This window comes from Shuttleworthella satelles DSM 14600, from assembly GCF_000160115.1.
Lineage (GTDB): Bacteria > Bacillota > Clostridia > Lachnospirales > Lachnospiraceae > Shuttleworthia > Shuttleworthia satelles.
Genome location: NZ_GG665866.1, coordinates 1,286,241 through 1,311,073 on the forward strand (window position 1 = coordinate 1,286,241; position 24,833 = coordinate 1,311,073).

Annotated in this window: 22 protein-coding genes; 3 read left to right on the plus strand and 19 right to left on the minus strand. The window is 53.6% G+C overall.

Translation table 11 applies throughout. The annotated features are described in order from the left end of the window. Positions 1–7: 7 nt before the first annotated feature. The 4 genes from GCWU000342_RS05805 to pta form a co-directional block, all read right to left on the minus strand. Complete coding sequence (locus GCWU000342_RS05805) at positions 8–973, minus strand: alpha/beta fold hydrolase (RefSeq protein WP_006906391.1); 966 nt, start codon at positions 971–973, stop codon at positions 8–10. Between the two features lie 235 nt (positions 974–1,208). Beyond that, the gene (recJ, locus tag GCWU000342_RS05810) at positions 1,209–2,981 is read right to left on the minus strand and encodes a single-stranded-DNA-specific exonuclease RecJ (RefSeq protein WP_006906393.1); all 1,773 of its coding nucleotides are present in this window, start codon (positions 2,979–2,981) and stop codon (positions 1,209–1,211) included. Between the two features lie 158 nt (positions 2,982–3,139). Next, positions 3,140–3,652 carry a ferritin gene (locus tag GCWU000342_RS05815; RefSeq protein WP_006906394.1) on the minus strand — a complete coding sequence of 171 codons (513 nt, stop codon included), beginning with the start codon at positions 3,650–3,652 and terminating at the stop codon, positions 3,140–3,142. 244 nt (positions 3,653–3,896) lie between these two features. Next, a complete protein-coding gene (gene pta, locus GCWU000342_RS05820; protein WP_006906395.1) occupies positions 3,897–4,883 on the minus strand; it encodes a phosphate acetyltransferase in 987 nt (328 codons plus the stop codon). Between the two features lie 457 nt (positions 4,884–5,340). Between pta and GCWU000342_RS05825 the strand changes: the two genes are divergently transcribed. Further along, positions 5,341–5,955, plus strand: coding sequence for an ECF transporter S component (locus GCWU000342_RS05825; protein WP_006906397.1), 615 nt, complete (start codon positions 5,341–5,343; stop codon positions 5,953–5,955). Between the two features lie 41 nt (positions 5,956–5,996). Beyond that, entirely contained in the window at positions 5,997–6,176 is a 180-nt protein-coding gene (locus GCWU000342_RS05830; protein ID WP_006906398.1) for a DUF4250 domain-containing protein, read from the plus strand. Between the two features lie 85 nt (positions 6,177–6,261). Here GCWU000342_RS05830 and purD read toward each other — a convergent pair whose 3' ends face one another. The 15 genes from purD to GCWU000342_RS05905 all read right to left on the minus strand — a co-directional run bounded on the left by purD (position 6,262) and on the right by GCWU000342_RS05905 (position 23,209). After that, positions 6,262–7,545 carry a phosphoribosylamine--glycine ligase gene (purD, locus tag GCWU000342_RS05835; RefSeq protein ID WP_006906399.1) on the minus strand — a complete coding sequence of 428 codons (1,284 nt, stop codon included), beginning with the start codon at positions 7,543–7,545 and terminating at the stop codon, positions 6,262–6,264. Between the two features lie 98 nt (positions 7,546–7,643). Then, complete coding sequence (gene purN / locus GCWU000342_RS05840; protein ID WP_006906400.1) at positions 7,644–8,291, minus strand: phosphoribosylglycinamide formyltransferase; 648 nt, start codon at positions 8,289–8,291, stop codon at positions 7,644–7,646. Beyond that, a complete protein-coding gene (gene purM, locus GCWU000342_RS05845) occupies positions 8,285–9,310 on the minus strand; it encodes a phosphoribosylformylglycinamidine cyclo-ligase (protein ID WP_045000756.1) in 1,026 nt (341 codons plus the stop codon). Before purM ends, purN begins: the two co-directional genes overlap by 7 nt. Before the next feature lie 188 nt (positions 9,311–9,498). After that, positions 9,499–9,999: a 5-(carboxyamino)imidazole ribonucleotide mutase gene (purE, locus tag GCWU000342_RS05850; RefSeq protein WP_006906402.1), complete on the minus strand. Its 501-nt coding sequence runs from the start codon at positions 9,997–9,999 to the stop codon at positions 9,499–9,501. 116 nt (positions 10,000–10,115) lie between these two features. Beyond that, entirely contained in the window at positions 10,116–11,852 is a 1,737-nt protein-coding gene (locus GCWU000342_RS05855; protein ID WP_006906403.1) for an ABC transporter ATP-binding protein, read from the minus strand. Beyond that, positions 11,849–13,621 carry an ABC transporter ATP-binding protein gene (locus GCWU000342_RS05860; RefSeq protein WP_045000378.1) on the minus strand — a complete coding sequence of 591 codons (1,773 nt, stop codon included), beginning with the start codon at positions 13,619–13,621 and terminating at the stop codon, positions 11,849–11,851. The genes GCWU000342_RS05855 and GCWU000342_RS05860 overlap by 4 nt, the downstream gene beginning before the upstream one ends. Positions 13,622–13,982: 361 nt before the next feature. Then, positions 13,983–16,133, minus strand: coding sequence for an aminopeptidase (locus tag GCWU000342_RS05865; protein WP_045000380.1), 2,151 nt, complete (start codon positions 16,131–16,133; stop codon positions 13,983–13,985). Between the two features lie 90 nt (positions 16,134–16,223). After that, complete coding sequence (locus GCWU000342_RS05870) at positions 16,224–16,556, minus strand: hypothetical protein (protein ID WP_045000382.1); 333 nt, start codon at positions 16,554–16,556, stop codon at positions 16,224–16,226. Beyond that, the gene (locus GCWU000342_RS05875) at positions 16,557–17,018 is read right to left on the minus strand and encodes a VanZ family protein (protein WP_006906407.1); all 462 of its coding nucleotides are present in this window, start codon (positions 17,016–17,018) and stop codon (positions 16,557–16,559) included. Positions 17,019–17,104: 86 nt separating this feature from the next. Beyond that, positions 17,105–17,785 carry an orotate phosphoribosyltransferase gene (gene pyrE, locus GCWU000342_RS05880; protein ID WP_045000759.1) on the minus strand — a complete coding sequence of 227 codons (681 nt, stop codon included), beginning with the start codon at positions 17,783–17,785 and terminating at the stop codon, positions 17,105–17,107. 250 nt (positions 17,786–18,035) lie between these two features. After that, on the minus strand, positions 18,036–18,953 hold the full coding sequence (locus GCWU000342_RS05885; RefSeq protein WP_006906409.1) for a dihydroorotate dehydrogenase: 918 nt from the start codon (positions 18,951–18,953) through the stop codon (positions 18,036–18,038). Continuing rightward, complete coding sequence (locus tag GCWU000342_RS05890) at positions 18,950–19,804, minus strand: dihydroorotate dehydrogenase electron transfer subunit (RefSeq protein ID WP_006906410.1); 855 nt, start codon at positions 19,802–19,804, stop codon at positions 18,950–18,952. Before GCWU000342_RS05890 ends, GCWU000342_RS05885 begins: the two co-directional genes overlap by 4 nt. Next, a complete protein-coding gene (gene pyrF / locus GCWU000342_RS05895; protein WP_045000384.1) occupies positions 19,801–20,730 on the minus strand; it encodes an orotidine-5'-phosphate decarboxylase in 930 nt (309 codons plus the stop codon). The genes GCWU000342_RS05890 and pyrF overlap by 4 nt, the downstream gene beginning before the upstream one ends. An 89-nt stretch (positions 20,731–20,819) precedes the next feature. After that, positions 20,820–22,103, minus strand: a complete 1,284-nt coding sequence (gene hflX, locus GCWU000342_RS05900; protein WP_045000761.1) for a GTPase HflX — start codon at positions 22,101–22,103, stop codon at positions 20,820–20,822. Positions 22,104–22,231: 128 nt separating this feature from the next. Beyond that, positions 22,232–23,209, minus strand: coding sequence for a tetratricopeptide repeat protein (locus GCWU000342_RS05905; protein ID WP_006906413.1), 978 nt, complete (start codon positions 23,207–23,209; stop codon positions 22,232–22,234). A 357-nt stretch (positions 23,210–23,566) separates the two neighbouring features. Between GCWU000342_RS05905 and GCWU000342_RS05910 the strand changes: the two genes are divergently transcribed. Then, a complete protein-coding gene (locus GCWU000342_RS05910) occupies positions 23,567–24,814 on the plus strand; it encodes an adenosylhomocysteinase (RefSeq protein WP_045000386.1) in 1,248 nt (415 codons plus the stop codon). Positions 24,815–24,833: the final 19 nt, after the last annotated feature.

Consider the following 24,833-nt stretch of genomic DNA (forward strand, 5'->3'; position numbering starts at 1 on the left):
CAGCGCCTTACTGTTCCTGTGAGTTTATCTTGCTCCCGTGCTCCTGCATCCAATCCCACAGGTCCTCATAGACCTGCTCACGATCTGTCTCATTTAAGATCTCATGCCGGTCATTCTCATAGAGCTTCATCCGCAGATCACAAAAGCCGGCCGCCGCGTATTGCCCTCTGACACGCTCAACCCCCTTGCCCAAATCACCCACCGGGTCCTCGGCTCCGGAGACCAAAAGGAGGGGCAGATCCCTGCGTATCTTTGCGAGATGCTCCGGCCGATTGTCATAATAGCAGGCCTCCATAAGCCCCCGATAAGCGCCCAGACTGAAGAGATAGGTGCACTTGGGATCGGCGTAGTACTTTTTCACAATTTCCTGGTCCTTGGTCAGCCAGGAATTTCCGGTATCCCTTCCGCTTAAGTCATAGCGCTGATAAGGCCCTGAGAAGCTGAGCTTTTGAACCAACGAGCTGCGATAGTTCCAGCCCCTAAAGGCGGCGATCAGCTTGAGAACAGCCAGGCCAAAGCGCAGAGAGGAATCCGGCAGAGAACCGGTTCCCATGACAATTGCCCCATCCAATCCATCCAAATCCCCTGCTTTCTTCCCCAGAAACATGCGGACCAAATAGCTCCCCATGGAATGTCCCAGAAGAAAGAAAGGTGAACCGGGCCATTTCTCCTTCCCCAACTGATAGTTTCGAAAGATATCCTCAACCATGATATCGGCCGGGTGCTCGGGCGACATGATCCCCCATTCCTCAGGCCCTCTCACAGACTCCCCATGGCCGATATGATCGTGGCCGAAGACGACGATTCCCCGCTCATTTAACCAGAGGGCAAAAGGCTCGTATCGCTCGATATACTCCTGCATTCCGTGAACAATCTGCAGGACTCCCCTGACCTTCCCTGAATCTGGGACCCAGCGCACTGCGTGAATTTCAGAGTGTCTGTCTTTGGATTCAAATGTATAGCTTTCTCTCATCTTTTCCTCCCCTTCGATTGCAGATCTTCCTCAATATGCTTCTTCCCGCCGCAGACCCTGGATCTGATTCTCCTTGGCACAAGCCCTGGATCTGATCGCTAAAAGTTCTTGATGGTTAACCGGAAAATCTATTCTTTAAATTCTAACAGCTTCCATAGCATCTCTAATATTATCTCTAACAGCCCCTTCTTTCCAGCTGACTCTTCGCAGGGAAGACCAGCTGTGCCGGAGTCCGTCAGTCGCCTTCCGGCTCAATTTCCCGGATCACAAGCTGCAGACTCTTTCTGCCGCGGTAGGAATTGATCTGTGGCTCATAGACCATGCGAACCGCAAGGTCCCTTCGAAATCCATGGCAGAATTCCTCCCAGGAGCCCTGGCCATAGGCCTCTTCCACCGCTGTCGCAAATGCCCTCGCGTCGCCGAAATAGACTCCTTCCACTTCTGATGACCCTTCTCGCAGAGAAAATTTCAGGAATTGTCCCTCCCTCCCCATGGTTCGAAGAGAGCGAACCAAAACATTTCGAACCGCAAAGAGGGGCTTTGGATTCCCGTTTCCGAAGGGCTCCAGCCGCTTTAACTCCTCCACTAATGAAATCGTGATGTAATGCAAGGGCATAGGGACATCAATGTGGATCTTCGGCAGCAGGTCATCCTCTGTCAGTGTGCAATTCGCGTTGAGCGCTCTGCGCAGGGAATCAATCTTGTCCCGCCGCAGACTGAGACCGGCCGCCATGGGATGCCCACCGAATTGAACCATCAAATCCTTACATCGGTTCATCTCTTCGAACATGGAGTAGGGGGGAATGGACCGGCCGCTCCCCTTGACCAGGCCCTCTGCGCTGGCGTCCGTCAGGATGAAGCAGGGACGCCAGAGACTCTCCTTCACCTTGCCCGCCACCAGCCCCGCGATGCTCTCATGCAGCTTGGGCAGGTAAATGACCAGAACCGGGTCTTTTGCGTAGTCCCCTTCTTTGATCTGGGTAAAGGCATCCTCCAGGCCTCTGGCTGTCATGGCCTTGCGGGTCTCATTCAAGGCTGCCAGGTCCTCTGCCAAAACCCAGGCCTTTTCTGGCTCTTTCTCCTCTAAGAGCCGTGTACTCTTTTCCGCCGTTTCCAACCGCCCGGCGGCATTGAGACAGGGGCCCAGGATGAAGCCGATATGATAGGCGGACAGGTGGTCGGGATCAATCTCTCTGACGCGCATCAGGGCGGCCATCCCCGGATTGGAGGTCTTTCGCAGGCGCTCTAATCCCAGGGAGACGATAGTCCGGTTCTCATCCACCAGGGGCATGACATCGCCGACTGTCGCAAAGGCCGCGTTTTCCAGAAAATCCATGGCGAGAGTCACAGAGACGCCACGCTTCTCATAGAGAACAAAGACCAGCTTCCAGGCCACGACCGCCCCGCAGATTTCCTTGAAGGGATAGGGACAATCCGCCTGCTTGGGATTGACAATCGCGTCCGCCGGGGGCAGCCTGTCAAGTCTTTTCCCATCGGCCATGGCAAAGGGAACCTCATGGTGATCCGTGACAATCACCATCATCCCCAGGTCTTTGGCACGAGCAATTGCCTCCTTTGCCGCAATGCCATTGTCACAGGTAATGATAAGAGAAACGCCGGATTCGTGGGCATCTTCCACCAGATGTGAATTGAGCCCGTAGCCATCCTCGATCCGCTTGGGCAGGACATAATCCACATCGGCCTGGCAGGTCAGAAGCGCCTGGTGAAGGATATAAGTCGACTGGATCCCGTCGATATCGTAGTCACCGATAATGCGGATCTTCTTACCTGCATCGATGGCTTCAGACAGCAGGTCAGCTGCCCTGTCAACATCCTTGAGATCATGGGGATTTCGGATCTGATCCAGGGAGGGATGCAAATAGGCGTCAAAATCTTCTTCCGCGACACCCCGGTTGACCATGACCCGGGCCGTCACCTGGTCAATTCCATTGGCCCTGGCCAGAGCCTTAAAATCTGCCTTTTTATTGGTCAAAAGCCATTTACTCATCTGTCTTTCCCTTGTGCTAATTCACTGTCATGAATAAGAAAAGCCGACCCTCTGGCTCTCCCGGGTCGGCCTTATGTTTCATCCATTTCCTTATCCCAACATCTCAATGATTCTCAAGGCAAGGAAACAAATCACCAAAACACTTCTATTGTTGTGAATCAAAGGGTCAGAGAGGGAGCGACATAAGCTCTTGCCAGAAGTTCCTGATTCAGCTCATAGAGCCCCTTGGGATCGTGGCCGAAGAGACTGAACTTCTTGATCAGATCGTCAGCATTCTTCTCCTCTTCTCCCTGTTCCTTGACGAACCAGTCATAGAACTGCATGGTGCGATAATCATGCTTCTCGTGAGCCGCCCCATAGATCTGATTAATCCGACCTGTAATGTAACACTCATGTTCCATCGCATAGTGCAGAGGATCCTCAGGGCTTTTGTATTCCTTAACGGGCATCTCGATATTGCTGAAATGAATCTTCTCCCCATTGTTGAGCAGGTAGGTTCGCATGAGCATAGCGTGATCACGTTCCTCCTGCGCCTGCACCTGATACCAGTTGGCGAAACCGTCCAGCCCCTGATCTTCGTAGTAGTTGGCGAAATCCAGATAGAGGTAGGCGGATACGAACTCCGCATTGATCTGATCGTTGATCATCTCTGCAATCTTTGCATCTAACATATATTGCCTCCTTATCAAAAACCAGTCCTGATTATAGTTGATTTCGAAAAAATATAGTAGTCCCTAGCTCATATCATCACTCTGACCCTGTCACTGCCGATCACGGCTTCCTGCCAGATCCCGGGCGCCGGTCAATATTCTCCAGTCAGCTCCTAATCGCCACTCTCCCTCGCTGATATCGGGATCTGTATCGTCCATGTCCGTCATCGGCCTCAGATAATGCAGATAAAAAAGACCTCTGCTCTTAAGCCAGAGAAGCAGTCACGATCGCCATATCATATACCTCCTGGGAATTGCATCCGCGGGAGAGATCGTTGATGGGCGCATTTAACCCGAGAAGAATGGGGCCGTAGGCATCGAAATTACCCATACGCTGGGCGATCTTATAGCCGAGATTTCCGGCATTGATGTCCGGGAAGATGAAAGTATTGCAGTGGCCTGCAATCTGGGAGTCGGGAGCCTTCTGGCGGGCTACTGTTGGAGAAACAGCCGCATCGAACTGCAGCTCCCCCTCAATGGGAAGGTCCGGATACTTGACCTTGGCCTTGGCCGTTGCGTTCTGCATCTTGGTGACTGATTCTCCCTTGCCGGATCCCTTGGTGGAGAAGCTTAAGAAGGCAACCTTGGGATCGACGCCGAAGCGCTCCGCGCACTTGGTGGCCTGCCCGCAGATCTCGACCAGCTGATCCTCTGTGGGAACCAGGTTGATCGCACAGTCAGCCATGCAGAGAACCTCATTTCCGCCGGTTGCGGAAGGACGAACCAGAATAAAGCAGGAGGAGACAATGCTGTTGCCGGGGGCAGCCTTGATGATCTGCAGGGCAGGACGAACAGTGTCAGCTGTGGAATAGGTTGCGCCTCCCAGCAGGGAATCAGCATAGCCCATGCGAACCAGCATCGTCCCGAAATAGTTGGCCTGCTTTAAAGTCTTGACCGCCTGCTCTCTTGTGCCTGCCTTGGCGCCGCGCAGCTCAATAAAGAGATCCACCATCTCATCCATGCGGTCAAAGTTGTTGGGATCAATAATAGCGGCGCCATTGATATTATCCCCGTCCGCCTCGGCAACGCGATGGATCTCCTTCGGATCCCCGACCAGAACCGGCTGCAGCCAGGTACCGGCCAGCAGCCTGGAAGCAGCCTGAAGGATGCGCTCATCGCTGCCCTCTGTAAATACGATCTTCTTTGGATTCGCCTTCAGGCGATCGATCATTGCACCAAATCCGTAACCCATACTGATTCCCTCCTATGTCTGATGTGGTTTCGGGCAAATGCCCGCTCCTGCATTTCTCACAGATCTTTATGTCATTTTAGAACCCTTTTTTCACCGGCACAATGGATTTATGTTCGAAAGTTGATACATATTCTTTTGTATTCAATTGTGTGCAATTTTCCGTTAATCTTTTGTCAGAGAGGGCTCCTAAAAAGACTTGATAGAGATTCCGTCCCTCGCAATCCGTCTTCTTACAATTCACGATAATGAACTGCCCTCGGCGCTAGTATTCTTTCTCAGTCGTTGACATGCCTTCTTTTATATTTTGAACACTGTGTTTGATATTTTTATATTTTGACACGGTATCTGATGCTTTGACACAGATTTTTCGACAGATGAACCTGTACAAATCAAGCCCTATTCAAGATAATAGGAAACAGGCTCTGTTCAGATCATTAACATAAAGGGAGACTTTGCAATGACAAACCTGCGTAAACTGATTCTGGCCGCTCTTCTGGCTGCCCTGACAACTGCGACAACCATGGTGGTGCGTATCCCCACTCCCACTATGGGTTACATCCATCCCGGAGACGCCATGGTTCTGCTCTGCGGCCTCCTCCTCGGGCCGGTGACCGGCGGGCTGGCCGCCGGGATCGGAAGTGCCCTTTCTGACTTCTTTGCCGGTTACCTCACCTATGTGCCCGGCACATTTCTGATCAAAGCCCTGACCGCCCTGATCGCCGCGCACCTGTCAGTCTGGCTGACCTCTGTCAGCAGGCACGCGCAGGAATCAGCCCATCAGGGATCCGGCCTCATCAAGGCGCATCGAAAGAATGTCATCGGGGCTGTCATTTGCGGAGGCGTTATCGGAGAGACCTTTATGGTGTTCGGCTACTTTATCTATAAGATTCTTCTGATCGGTCTGGCAGCCGGCAGCGGATTTACCTCTGCGGTCCTCTCCTCCGCCATTGTCTCTTCCGCCGCGGGCATCCCCTTTAATATCGTTCAGGGAATCACAGGCGTCACCCTTGCCGCCATCCTCTACCCCATTCTCTATCCGCTGACCCAAAGGCTGCTTCAGACTGACAGCTGAATTCCCTGTCCCCAGGTAAAAACACAGAACAGGAGGCATCCATGCTTGATCTTCCGAGAGACCCCGTCCTCTTGCTCAGTTTCGTCAACACTGAGCTCAGAGACCGCTATCCTTCCCTGACCAGACTCTGCGCGGCCCATATGACCAACACAAAAGAGATCATTCAAAAACTGGCTTCCATTGGCTACGAATATGACGAGGAGCAAAACCAGTTTATATGATGTGCTCTATATAATCTGCTTTATATCATTTGCGTCATCAGCCGGTTTTCTCGTCAGCCCCGTCTGTCCCGGCATCAGCAGTTCTCTATCTGGTCTCAGATGCCTCGTCAATGGCCTTTCCGATATCATGCCGCATGTACTTGTTGGCGAATGAGATCCAGTCCGTCGCCCGATAGGCATTGTCTCTGGCTTCCCTGAGACTGGCTCCCTTGGATGTGATCCCCAAAACGCGCCCGCCGTTGGTCACAACAGTCCCGTCTGCGGCCAGCCTGGTTCCCGCATGGAAGCAGAAATCTCTGACATTGTCGAAGTGCTCAAAGCCACTGATGGGAAATCCCTTCTCATAGGAGAGAGGGTATCCCTTTGACGCCAAAACGACACAGACAGCCGCGTTGTCCTCAAATTCCAGATCCAGATTCTCAAGTTTCCCGTCAATGCAGGCTTCAAAGGCATCGATGATATCTGTCTTCATTCGGGGGAGGACAACCTGGGTCTCCGGATCCCCGAAACGAGTGTTGTACTCCACGACCTTAGGCCCGTCTGCCGTCAGCATGAGGCCGAAATAGAGCACTCCCTTGAACTCACGCCCCTCCGCCAGCATGGCGTCCAGCGTGGGCTGAAAGATATGCTTGTCACAGTAATCGCGGATCTCATCTGTGAAGAAGGGACTTGGAGAGAAGGTTCCCATACCGCCGGTGTTCAGGCCCGTATCACCGTCGCCCGCCCTCTTGTGATCCTGGGAAGACGTCATCAGCTTGTAGTGTCTGCCGTCACAGAAGGCCAGGGCGGAGACCTCCCGTCCGGTCATGAATTCCTCAATGACAAGCTCATTGCCCGCAGACCCGAACTTCTTGTCTGTCATGATTTCCTTTACCCCAGCTTTGGCCTCTTCAAAATCCTGACAGATCAGAACCCCCTTGCCCAGAGCCAGGCCGTCCGCCTTTAACACAATCGGATAGCTCTCATGCTCCAGGTAAGCGCAGGCGGCATCCGGGTCAGTAAAGACCTCATAGGAAGCCGTGGGAATCGCGTACTTCTTCATCAGGTTCTTGGAAAATGCCTTGGATCCCTCGATGATCGCCGCGTTTTTTCGGGTCCCGAAGATGCGGATTCCCGCCTCCTCAAAGGCATCTACGATTCCGGCGCAGAGAGGATCATCCTGAGAGCAGACCGCCAGATCGATTGCCTTTTCCCTGGCGAAAGCGACCAGCTGATCGAATTCCATCACGCCGATATCGACCAGTTCCGCCATATCGCGCATCCCGGCATTGCCGGGCGCGACATAGATCTTGTCCACCCTGGGGCTTTTGTAGATTGCGTGGAGTATGGCGTGCTCTCTTCCGCCGGCGCCGATCAGTAATACCTTCATAAAAACTCTCCTTATCACATCATGCTAACCCGGGTGGGGCGTCAAAAATCCTGTCAAAGATCAGAGATCCTATCGAAGCTCAGAGCTCTCAGCAAAGTTCAGAGGGCAAAAATATCCAGCTTCTCATCAATAGTCACCCTTCGCCCCTTTACCCTGACCTTATCGTTGGCGATCAGGTCAATCGCCTTAGGCAGGATCTTCCACTCCGCTTCTTCCATCACGCGCAGCTGCAGGCTTTTGGCATCGTCATCAGCGTGAACCGCCACCGGCTTCTGCAGGATAATCGGCCCCGAATCTGTCCCCTCATCCACAAAATGCACGGTCGCCCCGGTCACCTGAACTCCTCTGTTAAGGGCCCCCTCATGGACCTTAAGTCCATAGTATCCGCTTCCGCAGAAGGAGGGGATCAGGGACGGGTGGATATTAATAATGCGATTGGGAAATGCCCTGACGATGGCCGCCGGGATCACAACCAGAAAACCTGCCAGGACAATTAGGTCCGGCTTAGCCGACTGTAATGTCTCAAGAAGGATCTGATTGTACTCCTCTTTATCCGGATGATCTGCGCGGGAGACACAGACCGCGGGAATTTTTGCCTGCCTGGCTCTCTTTAGGGCATACGCTCCCGGATTGTTGGACAGAACCTGCACAATCTCTGTATTGCTGATCTTGCCGGAAGTCACGGCGTCAATGATGGCCTGAAGGTTCGTGCCGCCACCGGAAACGCAGACAGCTACTCTTAACATAAGGTCACGCCCTTCTGTCCGTCTTCAATGTGACCGATCACATAGGGCCTGTCCCCCGCGGACCGGATGGCTTCCACAGCGGTATCCACATCTGCCGGATCAAGGACCAGCATCATGCCGATGCCCATGTTGTAGGTGTTATACATCATCTTCTCGTCAATATTTCCGGTCCTTGCCAGGAGTTTGAAGATGGCCGGAATCTCATAGGAATTCTTCTCAATGACCGCTCTCTTTCCCTCAGGCAGCATGCGGGGGATGTTTTCATAGAAGCCGCCCCCGGTGATATGACTGCAGGCCTTGACGGTCACTCCGGCCTGACGAACGGCCTTGAGGGCATGTACATAGATGCGGGTTGGAGCCAGCAGGGCCTCCCCCAGAGTCGTTTTCAGCTCTTCATAATAGGTCTCCAGGGACTCCCGGCTCATCTCAAAAACCTTGCGTACCAGAGAGAAGCCGTTGGAGTGAACGCCGCTGGAAGCCATCCCGATGATGACGTCGCCGGCCCTGACATGTTCGCCGGTCACAATGTCCTTGCGGTCAACCACGCCGACAGAAAAACCGGCCAAATCGTACTCATCCTCGGGCATGAGACCGGGATGCTCCGCTGTCTCCCCTCCGATCAGGGCGCAGTCGGACTGGCGGCAGCCCTCGGCAACCCCCTTGACAATGGCGGCGATCTTCTCGGGATAGTTCTTGCCGCAGGCAATGTAGTCCAGGAAGAAAAGGGGCTCCCCGCCGGCGCAGGCGACATCATTGACGCACATGGCCACCGCGTCAATGCCAATCGTGTCATGCCTGTCCAAGAGGAAGGCCAGCTTGATCTTCGTGCCGACACCGTCGGTTCCGGACAAAAGCACCGGGTCTTCCATGTCCTTGCAGCCGGCCAGGGAAAAGGCCCCGGAGAATCCTCCCAGGCCGCCCAGGACCTCGGGGCGCATCGTCTCCTTCACATAGGTCTTCATCAGCTCCACCGACCTGTATCCGGCTTCAATATCAACTCCGGCGCTCTTATAATCCATAATCTCTCCTTTGGCATCGATCAAATTTTCTTCTCATCAATTCAAGCAGGATATCCCCGCTTCCATCTCATCTGTCAGCCGATAAAAACAGAAGACGCTTTTCGTAAGGCAATATTCCAAAGAGAATGCACTTTTTACCGGGCAATGTTTTCGGAAAAAACCGCGGCATAAACAGCATAATCAAATCATCAGTATGCCTTATAACCTGACTCCTGCAGCCTGCGATCCTTCTCGACGACCTGATTCTTCAAATCCTCCGCGTACTTCTTCAGGCGCGAAAGAAGCTGCGGGTCTGACGTGGCCAGAATCTTGGCCGCCAGAATCCCGGCATTGGCGCCGCCGTTAATGGCGACCGTGGCAACCGGAATGCCGGAGGGCATCTGCACGATGGAGTAGAGAGAATCCACCCCTCCCAGATCCGATGTCTTCATGGGAATGCCAATGACCGGCATGGGAAAGAGAGCCGCGCACATGCCGGGCAGATGGGCCGCTTTGCCGGCGCCGGCAATGATGACCTTGCAGCCTCTTTCTTCAGCGCTCTTTGCGTAGTCGAAAAAGACATCCGGCTCTCTGTGCGCGGAAATAATCCGCATCTCATAGCTGATTCCAAGCTGGTCTAAAATATCGGCTGCCTTCGCCATAATCGGCATATCCGAGTCACTGCCCATCACGATTCCAACCTGCGCCATACTCTCTTCCTTTCCAGGGCAAACCGCCCTATCATCACTGATCGTGGCACATCTATTTTACTATATAAAGCGGGCAGCAATTGTTAGACTTTCTAATCGAACCAATAAGCTCGGCCCTATCCGATCTTCCAGCCGATTGCCTGCCGTCTGGAGTCGACGAAGCGCCGATAGATTCCTTCCTGTTCCATCAGTTCCTCATGCGTGCCCCTCTGAACAATCTTCCCCTTGTCGATGACAAAGATCTGATCCGCGTTTCGCACTGTCTTTAAGCGATGGGCGATCATCAGGATTGTTTTCTCCCTTGTCAGAGCCTGGATTGCCTCCATAAGGTCCTTCTCATTTTCAGGATCGACATTGGCCGTCGCCTCATCGAGAATGATAATCGGAGCATCCTTCATGATTGCTCTTGCAATCGACAGGCGCTGTTTCTCTCCTCCTGACAGGGAGGCCCCGTTTTCGCCGATGATCGTATCGTATCCATCCGGCAGCGCCATGATAAAGTCATGGCAGCAGGCCTTTTTCGCGGCCGCAATGACGTCCTTTATCGGCGCGTCCGGCCGGCCAAAGCGAATATTATTCGCAACCGTATCATGGAAGAGGTAGACATTCTGAAAGACAAAGCTGAAATTATCCATCAGAGAATCCATGGAATAGTCTCTGACATCCTTTCCGTCGAGGGACACCCTTCCCCGATCCACATCCCAGAAACGGGCGATCAGGTGGCAGAGTGTTGTCTTGCCTCCGCCGGACGGTCCCACGAAAGCTGCCGTCGTTCTCTCCGGCACCTTAAGCGACACATGGTCGATGATTTTCTTTGTGTCATAGGAGAAATCGATCTCTGAGACTTCAATATCATCTGTCTTTGGCTCATATTCCTGCCCCGATATATCCATGGGCTTTAGGGCCAGCACTTCCTTTCCCCGCTCCACGCACAGGTCAACGACTCTCAAAAGCGCGGAATAAGCTCCCATGGCCTCAAGGCCCGCAAAGACCTGGAAGGACATAATCATCATGATAAACACCTCCAAAAGCCCCATGCTTCCGCTGAGATAAAAGGAAATTGAGAAGAGGAGGATCGCGACGCCGGTCAGCTTTAATACCATGTTCTGCAAGGGAACATAGCGGTTACAGATCATCTCCATGTCTGTATTGATGTCACCGGCCATCCGAATGGTATCATCCAGTTTTTTCCTGGATTGACCGACCAGATTATAGGCCTTCACCTCCGCGATCCCCTGAACATACTCCAGGACACCCGAAATCACCCTGGTATCCGTCTCTACCTTGGTCACGGATACCCTGGCATTCGCTTTTCGCATGGCCCGATTGATCCCGGCGAATAGCCCGATGCCAATCAGGCAGATCAGTCCGATTCTCCAGTCATAGATAAGAATCAGAAGAACAATGATCGCCGAATTCAAAATCCCCTGTGTTGTCAACATCACAACCCTGGTCGCCACGTCGCCAAGCTGCTCCATAATATTGGTCGTAACCGTCGTAATCTCACCGAGGCTGTTCTGATTGAAATATCCCATGGGCAGATATCTCAAATGCTCCGCGATTTCGATTCTCTTCTCAGCGCATTCACAGTATCCTGCCCTGCACTGCAGCATTGTTGACCTGCCCTTGGCCAGAGACTCCACCAGTGAGGCGATCAACAAAATCACAAAGCCGGACAGAATCATATTTTTCGATATGGACCCGGACAAAAATCCGGCCAACACCAGATAGATTGCCGGGAACTTGGCCGCTTCACAGGCAGCGATAATGACTCCTATGCCAAGCGTCCTGTAAAACATACGGCGATTCTGCACTCTGCAAAATTCAAAAAATTTCTTTAGCGTAGAAATCATGCGATTGCACCCCCTTCTTCATCGGCATCCTTTGCGTAAACATGGGCCTCCCACATATTCCGATAGAGAGGACAGGAATCTAAAAGCTCTGTATGCCTGCCCCTGGCCTCGATATTTCCGTCCCGGATCACAACGATCTGGTCAGAATCGATCACCGTAGAGAGTCTGTGTGCAATCACAATGAGCGTCTTTCCCCTGGAGAGCTCGGAAACAGACCTCTGTATGACGGCTTCATTTTCCGGATCCGTATAGGCAGTCGCCTCATCGAGAATCAGAATCGGCGCGTTCTTCATCATCGCCCGCGCGATGGAAATCCTCTGTCGCTCCCCGCCGGACAGGTGCGCTCCGCTGCCGCCCACGATTGTGTCAAAGCCCTTCTCGAGGCCCATAATAAACTCGTAACAGCCGCTCTTTTTCGTGATCTCTTCCACTTCCATATCCGTGGCGGATGGTCTGCCCATGCGAATATTTTCTCTCACAGAAGCGTCAAAAAGGAAGCTGTCCTGCGACACATAGGCAATCTGCGCGCTGTAATCCGCTATCGACATATCCCGTATATCCGCCCCGCCGACCAGGACACTCCCCTCTTTCACATCCCACATGGAGGCGATCAGCCTCGCCAGCGTTGACTTTCCGCTGCCGGATGGGCCTACCAGGGCCGTCACGCTCCCTGCCCCTATGTCCAGGTCGATGCCGTGGAGCACTTCCTTTTCACCGTATCCAAAACGAACGCCCCGCAGTTGAATGCCGTGGTTTTGGGGCAGATTCCTGCTGACTTGCGGCCGCTTGAGCTCAGGCAGTTCTAAGATCGCGTCGATTTCTCCGAAAATTGAAGTCGCCTTGGTGATGTCATCGTTATAGCTCATCACGGTAATGAGCGGCGCAATCAGCCCGCAGGATAAAACCACAATCATAATATAATTGGAGAGCGAAAGAGAGCCCTGTATCGTGAATATCGCGCCGATGGGAAGAACAGACAAAAGAGTCGCCGGTGTGATCACCATGCCCAGCGAGAAGGGAACAATGCAGGCCATCATCCAATCGATGAAGCTGTTGGCATTCTCCCTGGCGGCATCCGCGAAGCGCTGATAGGAGCTCTCCGCCTTGCCGAAGGCCTTGATAACCTCAATCCCCCCGATATATTCCACCGCGGTATCATTCAGCTTTTTGGTGGTCTCCTGCGTCTTCTGAAACCTCTTGTCGCTGTCCTTAAACATCCACGCCATCGCGATCGCCGCAATCGGAAGCGTAGCGAGTGAGAGCAGGGCCATCCTCCAATCTATGGTCAGGATGTAAATAAAGAGCATGAGCGGCGCGCAGAGATTCGCTGTAAACTCCGGCACGACATGCGCCAGTACCGGTTCCATGGAATCCGTTCGCTCACAGATAATATTCTTCAGTGTGCCGGAGGCCATCCCCTGAACGGTTCCCAGGGGCAGACGGGACAACTTGTCGACAAGGGTGATCCGAACATTCCCAATCAGTTTGAAGGTTGTCCTGTGCGAGATTTTCGTGGAGACCGTATGGAAGGTCACACGCAGAATCCAAAAAAGAGCCATTGCAAGCCCTTCCGTCAGATAAACCTTGAATTCCCTCTCCCCCTCAAGGAGCTTTTTTACCATATCTCCCATCAGAATATAGGGGACGATGGAACAGACCACCCCAATCACGGCAAAGACCACACTTTTTATGTAGCTGCTCCTGTAGTCACCCGCAAATTGAAAGATGTAGTCAAAAATCCCCTTTTGCTTTTTCTTTTCTGTATCCATAAGCTCTTTCTCCTTCCCGAAAAATCCCCTTCTGCTATCCGCCAATGTCATACAAGCGCCTTTTTCCGATCTTTGTCGAAACAGAGCGGTCGGCTCTTTTCTCTGCTTTCGCCATGTTAGACTCAACTAACCTTTTTAAGTATAGCATGAAACGACTCGCCTGTCCCCATTTTCGCTGACATGCTCAATGACAGATTGCAAAGGTAAGATCCTAGGGCCTTTCGCGCGCATTCTGCTGCTGTAACTGTCGAATACATGCGTACAGACATTCCGCATGAGCATTCCATCATGTGAAAAAAGCCTCCGGGGACATTTCCCCGGAGGCTGAGCTCTTCTCTTCTTCTTTCATTTCATCTGACACTCAATCTGACAGAGGAAGATTCAGTTCCTCTGTCCCGGGCACCACAAATTTGCCATCCCGTATGATATCGCGTCTCCTTCCATCCGCTGAGATCACTTCAATGACCCCCAGCTCCTCGAAGGGAATCGTAATATCCGTGTGACAGCCAAAATAGGCCCCGATCGGGTCCTCTTTCCTTCGCTTCGAGATGGAATTCTCCTTGGCAACAATCTCCTTGCCGTCGGGATTATAGACCCGGTTATCCTCTTCATGAGAATAGCAGGTGTCGCCCAGGGCAAAATGGGGGCCGGTCTTCTCCGCAATCAGGATGGGCAGCTTGGAGCCGATTCCATAATCCTTTGCCATGCGATAGGCTGTCGTATTGGTACCGATCGCGAACTCTCCGATGGGCAGACTCTTGTGCTGATAGAGAATATTCTCCCTGATCAGCTGTCGCCCCTCCTCTTTGCTCTCAAAGTTGCCGCAGGAATAATCGACAAGCATCCCATCCCTGAAGGTCAGCCGCAGATCCTTGAACTCCATCCCGTCCAGATAGACATGCGAGACGTGAAGAATCCCATTTGTCCCCTCCAGGACAGGGGACGTGAAGACCTCCCCCACCGGAATGTTGACGTCAGCCACACAATTCTCGAACCTGGTCATGTGACTGGGATCCGCAGTCGGAAAAAGCTCTACTGTGATGTCCGTTTGGTTTCCCCCCTGCCCCTGAACATGGACCCTCTCCCCCTGATCTAAGAGATCGATGATCTTCTGCTGCATCCTCTGATAGCTGTGATAGTCCAGGGTATTGATCTCCATGGTCCTGGCGAAAATCTCCTCGAACTGGTCTCCGATGGAGGGCAGGGGGAAGGCGATCATGGTGAAGCTTCTCTCCCTGCCGATGATGTAGCGGTTACTGATCTGCCCGGCCTGCGCGGCATAGCTGACATTTAACTCCTGCTGCCTTGTGCTGTAATGGTAATTGGCCTCGGAGTTGACAGGCTCAAAATCCTCCTGTCCGAAGACATCAATCACAGCGGGACCGCCCATGCCGCGGGCCAGCTTTTTATGTTTCTCAAAGGTATCCTGCATGACCTCCAGGCGACGCTGGTTCAGCCCCGCGTCCAGATAATAGCCCAGGTCATTCTTGTGGTCGTAGTCAAACTGACGGTTCAAAGAACAGGAAAAGACGCCCCGTTTCCCTTTGCCCCTCCCCTGTAGAGAGAGTATGCTCTCGCGGACTAAAACAGGAGCAAGACCCATCTTACGGAAATTACGAATCGCCTGGCGTACCATGCGTTCCATCCCGATCGGGTATTCTATTTTGACCGCGGACTTGATCGAAATATCCTTACCGGTCACCTGAAAGCCGATCCGGTAGCCCTCTGTATAGGTTGCCGCCATGCGGCGGACCTCCTCCTCAGAGAGACGGTTGAGGTAAGCTGCCATGGCCAGCTCATTCTCCCCGATAGGACTTCCGTAAGAATAGAGATAGGACAGGTCGCTTAAATCAGACTCCATGACAATACGGGTCAGAAAATCGCGGCCTGGATCAATCAGGTTCATGACCGCGTCCCTGGTGAAGATCTCGCTGTAATCGCGGTAGAACCAGTAAATACTGTCTCTGACGGTCTTTTCCGCCGCCCCCTCGTCCTTTGCCATGGCCAGATCCCCGTGTATCATCACGAAGAGCTCCGCGTAAATGGTCAGCAGGTCCAGCCTTCCCTCATAAACCCAGGGAATCAGAGCCAGCAGATCCGCGGCAAAGGCAGACAAAATCCCGCCAAGTCCTGCTCCAAGCCGCCTGACCGCATAGTCGGGGCAGAGATAGGAGCTGCGATAGTGATCCTCATGCAGGGCAGCATAGATATCTTCCTGCCATTTTGCTCCCTCCTCCCGGGTCAGGCGGGGATATCCCACTCTCTCAATAAAATCCGCAGCGGCCGGGTCCTGCCCGACGTTCTCTCTTTTCTCCTCTAAAAAGGCCCTGTGCCGGTCGATCTTGAGGAAGAAACTGCCGATCTGCATCATATAATCGCAAAAGTTTTCTCTCACCTCAGGATTCGCCGCAATCCCGGCGATCCGCTCCATAGCCAGCTCGTAGCGCTCGCGAAAAATGATTCCCTTACAAGGATCCTCTTCTGTATGCTCTTTTCTTGTATCCTGATTCATATGACCTTCCCGCAGGCAAAGCTTCGTTATCGTCATCCGCCCTGCTTTCTATCGTCGCGCAAAATCGTTTTCTCTTCCTCTTTCACGGAGTCAGGATAAAATTCCCAGAATGTAGGTTCCCAACCAGAGAAAGCTGGCCACAAGGGGCAAGAGAAGACCCGACAGGCGGGAACTTCTGCTGTATGTCCCCAATCGGAACTCCCTGACCCCATAGTAGAGACAAATCAGTGAGAGAATCATAAAGAGCACCGCTGCTGCTCCCATGAGATTGGGCGTATCGCCTCCTGAAACTGCCGCTTGATAGGCCATAAAGAGATAGGCGGCAATGGACAGGCTCGCCAGAACCGCCATGAGGATGGCCAGGTTGGATCGATTCTTTTTATGCATGCGCTGTCTGCGGCGCCGTCTTTCATCTCTCATCATTTATCTTTCTACCCACGACCTAATACCATGCGCGATCTCATAGCAGATCAGACCGACAATGACACCCAGAGTATTCAGGATAATATCATCTACGTCGCAGGTCCCAAGGTCTGTGACAAGCTGGATGAATTCCACCAGGCAGGAAGTGAAAAATCCCGCCAGGATGACTCTTCCCCCCCTGGCCTTCCTTTGCATCAGCATAGGCAGGATGAGCCCAAAGGGGACAAAGGCCGCAATGTTTCCGGCCAGGTTGAGAATGACCAGCCAGACGCCGATCTTGCGCCAATAACGCAGATAGCGTCCGATCTCATGAAAGGGAATCAGGTTTTGCCCATTGATGCCGGGGTCACCGCGGCCAAAGCTCTCCGCGAAGAAGAGAAAATAGACCATGACGGCGACGTAGACGAGAAAGAGACACCATAAAATCCCTCTCTCCTTTTTGGATCTGCGTCTTGTGCTCAAGAGAAACTCCTTTCTCAAGCTTCTTTACCTATCCTGCCCTATGCGAAATTGCCGGAATTTTCCCCCCTTCTTCCTGTCAGGCCCCCTTATTGCGCGGCTCCATACTCCCTGTAATACGCGTCGATTGCCGCCTTGAGCTTATCATCAATGATGACCTCCCCTTTATAGGGCCGGTTATAAAGATGAGCGACGACCTCTTCCATCGTGACAATCGCGCAGGTTTTCATCTGATACTTCTCTCCGATCTCGATCAGCGCTGCCTTGTCTCCCTGCCCCCGCTCCATGCGGTCCACTGACACAACAAGACCTGCCACCTGAACATGTTCGGCCTGTGACTGAATCAGGGGGTAGGTCTCCTTAATGGATGTCCCGGCAGTAGTCACATCCTCGATCATGACAACCCGATCATTCCTCTCGATGGGACTGCCTAAAAGGATGCCCTTATCCCCGTGATCCTTGATTTCCTTACGGTTAGAGCAGTAGCGAATATCCGCGCCATAGTTCTCTGAGAGCGCAATCGCTGCAGACACAGCCAGTGGAATTCCCTTATAGGCAGGCCCAAAGAGCAGGTCAAAGTCTGTACCAAAGTGATCTGTGATTGCCCTGGCATAGTACTCTCCCAGGCGCTTGAGCTGAGAGCCGGTGCGATAGAAACCGGTATTGACGAAGAAGGGGGTCTTTCTTCCGCTCTTGGTCACAAAGTCGCCGAACTTGAGGACCTGACAGTCAATCATAAACTCAATAAATTCCTGCTTGTATGTCTCCATATGGTCCTCCTGTCCTGACTCGGTGCTCTCTGCTATCTTTTGCTGTTTTCTGCTGTCTTTTGTTGTTTTCTGCTGCCTTTTGTTGTTTTCTGCTGCCTTTTGCCGTTTTCTGCTGCCTTTTTCCATTCTCGCAAAACCGCAGAGAAAAGAATTCACACTTTGCAGATATCCATGATAAGTCTAAGATGCCTTCTCGGCAAATATCATACTACATATGCTCCTGCCACATATCCTCCTGCCAGATATGCTCCTATCCTCCTGCCTGGCGCACGGCCCCAATCAGCTCCCGGATGTCCTCGACTCCCTGGTCTTGCATATAGGTCTCAATCCCCTCTATGACATCCAGGGTAGCCCGGGGCCGATAGAAGTTGGCCGTCCCGATAGCGACAGCGGTCGCCCCGGCCAGGATCATCTCCAGAGCATCCTCAGCGCTTGCGATCCCTCCCATGCCGATAATGGGAATCTTCACTGCCTGCGCCGCCTCGTAGACCATGCGAACGGCAATGGGATGAATGGCCGGGCCGGACATACCGCCGGTCTTGTTGGCCAGAGCAAAGGTTCGATGCCCTACATCGATCTTCATCCCTGTGATGGTATTAATCAGAGAGATGACATCTGCGCCTCCCGCCTCCGCCGCCCTTGCGACATCGGCAATGCTTGTGACGTTTGGCGTCAGCTTGATGATAATGGGCTGGGCAGCCCTCTTTTTAACACTTGAGGTAATGTACTCCACCATCGCCGGGTCCGTTCCAAAGGCCATACCTCCCTCCCGGACGTTGGGACAGGAAATATTAATTTCCAGGAGATCCACCCTCTTCTGATCGGCCAGGGTCTCTACCACGCGAAGGTACTCCTCCTCTGTGTGCCCGCACACATTGACCACCACCCGGGTATCAAAGGCATCTAAAAAGGCCAGATCCCGTTGAATGAAGGTCTCTAAGCCCGGATTCTGCAGGCCGATGGCATTGAGCATACCGGCGGGCACCTCCGCGATCCGGGGCGTGGGATTGCCCGGCCAGGGACGGTCAGCTACGCCCTTGGTGACCACAGCCCCCAGGCGGTTCAAATCGACAAACTGGCTGTATTCCATCCCGCTCCCAAAGGTTCCGGAGGCCTCCATAACAGGGTTCTTCAGGCAAATACCCGCTAAACTCACAGATGTATTCATGACAGATCCACCTTTTTTGCATCGAAGACAGGGCCATCAGCACAGACTCTGGCATTCTTCACCCTGGAGTGATCATCCGCATCGACTGTCCTACAGACACAGGCAAGGCAGGCCCCGATGCCACAGGCCATGCGCTCCTCCATCGAGATGAAGCAGGGCAGCTTATTTTGCTCGGCATAGGCCTTGACTGCCCGCAGCATGGGCTTGGGTCCGCAGGCAAAGACAGCGTCCCCTGTCACCCTCTGCTCTCTGATAGCGTCAATTACAGTTCCGTGCGTCCCGATGCTGCCGTCATCGCTTGCGATGACAAGGCGGCCGGCTGCCCGGCACTCTTTTGTCAGAAAAGTATCCTCATTGCGGTAGCCCATGACCAGGGTCGGCTCCACCCAGGCATGCTCTCCGACCCTTTCCTGATCAGACGCGTCAGAAATGCTCTCGCCAGATCTGTTTGCGCTGCACAGGGTCTCCGCCAGGCCGACCATGGGGGGAATCCCAATTCCGCCGCCGATTAAGATGGGTCTCCTGCAAATTGGCAGGGTCCCGGCGTCCGCGGAAAACCCATTGCCCAGAGGCCCCAGGACACGAAGGCTCTCTCCCCCCTTAAGACGGGAGAACTCCTCGGTTCCCCTTCCGACTACCCGATAGACCAGGCGCAGCGTCCCGGCGTCCCGCCTGATCTGACAGATGGAAATAGGGCGGGGCAGGAGTCTGGCCCCATCTCTCGAGTAGACAGAGATAAACTGGCCTGCAACAGCCTCCTCCGCAATCTTTGTCTGAAGGAGCAGAGAAAAGACTCCCTCCGCCAGAGGCTCGCTTTTCAGCACGCGAGCCTGATCCATTTGCTTGCTCATCTTCCCAGTGCTCCGTTGATATCGGCCAACATGTCAAGGACAGCCTGTCTGGAGGCCTCCGCGAAATGCTCAGCCCCAAACCCTGCGTAATTATCCTTCTGATACGCGGCAATAATGCCGCGTGAGGAGTTGACAATCGCGCCCAATCCATCCTTGTCGAAGAAATGCGTCAGATCAAATCCCCTGCCGCCCTGAGCTCCATAACCCGGCACCAGAATGTAGGTATGAGGCATGAGCTCCCTTAAACGCTCTCCCTGCCTGGGATAGGTGGCGCCGACAACTGCTCCCACGTCAGAGTATCCATCCTCTCTGGTCTCCTCCCCCCACTTCTCAACCATATAGGCGACAGATTCATAGAGAGGCTTCCCTGTCTCAGCCAGAATCTGATCCTGAAACTCTCCGGAGGAGGGGTTCGACGTCTTGACCAGGACGAAAATCCCCTTATCCTGCGCCTTGCAGACATCGACAAAGGGGCCTACCGCGTCTGTTCCCATATAGGGGTTGACTGTGGCGAAATCCTCTCCGAAAGGAGCATAGACCTTTTCCCCGACTGTAACCAGGCCCAGATGTCCATCCGCGTAGGCGGCGGAGGTAGACCCAATGTCCCCCCGCTTGATATCGCCAATCACAAGAAGCCCCTTGTCCCTGGCATAGGAAATGGTCTTATGGTAGACCGCCTCACCGGCCAGTCCCAGCCGCTCATACATGGCGGACTGGGGCTTTACCGCCGGAATCAGATCGCAGACAGCGTCAATGATCGCCCTGTTAAAGTCCCAGAAGGCATTTGCCGCCCCCTCCAGGGTCTGCCCGTACTGCTGATAATTTTTATCCAGCAGCTTCTGGGGAATCAATGCCATCTGGGGGTCAAGTCCCACAACAATGGGAGCATTCTTCTTCTGAATCTCTCTGATTAACCGCTTGATCATCTGTGTCTCCTCGCCTCTTTCAATGATACCTGCAAATTGTCCTTCCGCCATCCTCTAACAAAATACATGACTGTCATTATGTCTCTGCCCTAGTCGTCTAAAATCCCATAGACTGCCAGAGGCACATAGGCTTTGATGTGAATCCCATCTTCCTCATAGGACTCCTCTAAGACCTGGCCCCGCTCGTGAATACGGGCGAGAAGCTGCATCTTCTGATAGTCCAAAACCCGCTCGACCAAGACCCGGTCCTCTCTGAGAAAATCTGCCAGGGCCTGCCTGACCTCATGTAACCCCATTCCCGTCCGGGCCGAAATACACAGGGATTTGTCCGCCCGAAAATCATGCAAAGACAGGTCCTCTTCGAGCCGATCGCACTTGTTGAACAGGGTCAGGATCTTCTTATTTTTGACGCCGAGCTCATCCAGGGTCTGCCTGACCACATGCATGCGCTCTTCCATGTCCGGGTCAGACGCGTCCACCAGTTGAATGATATAATCCGCGTATTTCGCCTCCTCCAGGGTAGATCGAAAGGCATCAATCAGACCGTGGGGCAGCTTGCGGATAAAACCGACCGTATCTGTCAGCAGCATGGTCTCAGAGCCCCCCAGATCCACGATCCGCGTCGTCGTATCCAGAGTGGCGAAGAGGATATCCTGAGCCAGAACTCCCGCTCCTGTCAGCGCGTTTAACAGGGTGGACTTGCCGGCATTCGTATAGCCCACAATGGCGGCGACAGGCATCTGCTGGCGCTTGCGATGCTCTCTGGTCAGTTGTCGGTGGGCCGCCGCCTCCTGCGACATGGCCTTCAGCCTTCCAATGCGGGACCTTATCCGTCTGCGATCTATTTCAAGCCTTGACTCGCCCGGTCCTCTCGTCCCGATTCCTCCTCCCAGCCGCGACATCGAAAGCCCCATGCCAGTCAAATGTGTGGCCCGGTAACGCAGCTGCGCCAACTCCACCTGGATTTTACCCTCCGCGCTCGCGGCATGAGACGCGAAGATGTCAAGGATTAAGATGGTCCGGTCCATGACCTTACAGTCCAGGGCCATAGCCAGATTACGCATCTGCGCCGGAGTCAGCTCATCGTCACAGATGATACCGTCGGCCCCTGTCATTTCCAGATAGCCGCGAATCTCCTCAATCTTACCTCTCCCCAGGTAAGAGGCTGTGTTGGGCGCATCCTGCTTTTGGGTGATCCTGCCGACCGACTGTCCGCCGGCCGTGTGAAGCAATTCCTCCAACTCATCCAGGAGGAGCTGTGTCTTGCTCTCGTCCTCAGTACAGACTGACACCAGAAGAAAGGACTCTGCCTGCTCTTTGATTCTCTGATTGTGCTCTAAAAGGGGCTGGTTCAATTTATTCTCTTCTTCCATATCCAGGTCAAACCGATCCCGGTCAACCCGACTGTCTGTATCCAAAATCATGCTGTTCGCGAAATTGCGCCAAATTCCCAATGAAGTCTATTCCTGTACGGGTATTTGCGCCAAGTTCTCAATAAAGTCTATTCCTGTACAGGCTTTTGGGCGTACTCGATCAATTTCAATTCCCGGATCATCTGTCCGTCTGTCGGATAGAGCTTGAGATAGGCCTCAGCCCTGGTCTTCGCCTCATCGTATTGCCGCAAATGTTCCAGGCAGGCCACCTGGTCCGCAAGCAGCTTCCTCTTCTCCCCCTCCTTCAGGCCCTTGAGCTCCAGAGCCCTGTCTACATCCGACCTGGCATCCTCATAAGCCGCCCGATCCAGCTGAATGCCAACGATATTATGGTAGTCTTCTCCGGATAGCTTTTTCTGCTTGTATTCCTCCAGGGCAGTATCCGCCTCTTCTCTCTTCTGCTGCCGGTCAAGCAGGGCGATCAGGGGACGATAAGCCTCGTTCTTTCCGGCCCGGACGGCCGCCTGATAATCCGAGACCGCCGCGTCAGTCTGTCCAAGGTAATCCTTGGCTTTGGCCCCGTTCAAATAGTCCTCTCCCTCATGGTCAAGGACATACTGGAGCTGATCTTTGCCCTTTTCCTCCTGTCCATATTTCCTGTAAGACTCATAGATACAGATCCTGCGCGAGAGATCATTCGGGTCTATCTGAAGGGCCTGGCCAAAATCAGTCTCCGCGGATCCTGCGTCCTGCTTCGACAGATAGACATTTCCCCGCAGAAAATAGGCATCCGCATTCTTAGCATCCGCCTTGATCAGCTCACTGTAAGTGGCTATCGCCCCGTCCTCATCGCCCGAATTGAACTGGGCGATCGCCTTATAGTAGTAGTTGTCCAGTCCGGATGAAGTCTTAGGATCAGAGCTTTTCTCAAGAGCCTGCTCGAAGAGATCCTGCGCCTTCCCGTAAGAACCCTGCGCCATAGCGCGGATTCCCTCTGTCCGATCCTCCTTTGCCTCCTGAGACTGGTTGGAGGAACAGGCTGTTACCACCATAAAAACGGCGAGTAAAAGCACTGCTGACAGGATCCTCATTTTCTTCTTCTGCATCTTGTTAAACCTCTCCTGGAAATTTTATTCATTATAGCAAAAAGTTCCCCTCTCGAAAACGAGAGGATCGCTCTGCGGCGCAAAGGAAGCGTAAATGCCAGAACGCTCCTGCGACGCAAGGAAAGGCAAATACCAGGACGCTCCTGCGGCGCAAGGAAGGGCAAATGCCAGGACGCTCCTGCAGAGCAAGGAAGGGCAAATACCAGAAACGCTTATATGGCACAATAGCACCGCCTGGGCTATAATAGCTTCTACCACTTGGCCGCCTGCCGGAAGCTCACTTTCGGGCAGAGGGCCCTGTATTTCCGCAAGCATTTGCCTGCCTTAGATCACGGCGGGCTGTAAGGAGAAGAATATATGGACTGTGAAATCAGAGATATCAGCCTGGCAGCAGACGGAGCCCACAAAATTGACTGGGTCAAAAAGAACTGCCCCCTCCTCAGAGGTCTGGAGGAAGATTTTCGAAGAGAACAGCCCTTCGCCGGCATCCGCATCGCCCTCTCCGTCCACCTGGAGGCAAAGACGGCCTATCTGTGCAAAGTGCTTGCCGCAGGCGGAGCACAGATGTATGTGACCGGGTCCAACCCCCTCTCCACACAGGATGATGTCGCCGCGGCCCTGGCCCAATCCGGCCTCAATGTCTATGCCTGGTACAATTCCAGTCAGGAGGAGTACACCAGACACCTGCGGCAGGTTCTGTCCCACCACTGCAATATTATCATTGATGATGGCGGTGATCTGGTCGGCATGCTCCACAGCTCCATGCGAGAGGAACTCCCCTACGTCATCGGCGGCTGCGAGGAAACCACAACCGGCATCATCCGCCTGCGCGCCATGGCCGCTGCCCATCAGCTTGCCTTTCCCATGGTCATGGTCAATGACGCCGACTGCAAACACCTCTTTGACAATCGCTATGGAACCGGCCAGTCCGTCTGGGATGGGATCAACCGCACGACCAACCTGATTGTGGCAGGCAAAAACGCTGTGGTCGCCGGCTACGGCTGGTGCGGCAAGGGCGTCGCCATGCGCGCCAAGGCCCTGGGCGCCAAGGTTATCGTCACCGAGATTGATCCCATTAAAGCGATTGAGGCCCACATGGACGGCTTTGAGGTCATGCCCATGAATCAGGCCGCTCTCACAGGCGACTTCTTCATCACGGTTACCGGCTGCTCCCATGTCATCAACCTGGAGCATATGAAAAAGATGAAGAACGGAGCCATCCTCTGCAATGCCGGCCATTTTGATGTCGAGATTGATATGGCAGGTCTGCGGGCTGCCTCTCTCTCATCCATTGACCAGCGGAAGAATATCATCGGCTATGAAGTCCGTCCCGGAAGCTTCATCTATGTCCTTGGCGAGGGCCGTCTGGTCAACCTGGCCTGCGGAGACGGACATCCGGCGGAGATCATGGACATGTCATTTGCCGTACAGGCTATGTCCGCCCTCTATCTCGTACAACACAAGGACAGCCTGACGGATAAGCTGATTCCTGTTCCCCGGGAAGTGGACCAAAAGATCGCCCGCCGCAAGCTCGCTTCTCTGGGGCTTTCCATCGATGTCCTGACCCCGAACCAGGAGGAATACCTCCACTCGTCCGCAATTTGAACAAGTCCCCCGCCAACTC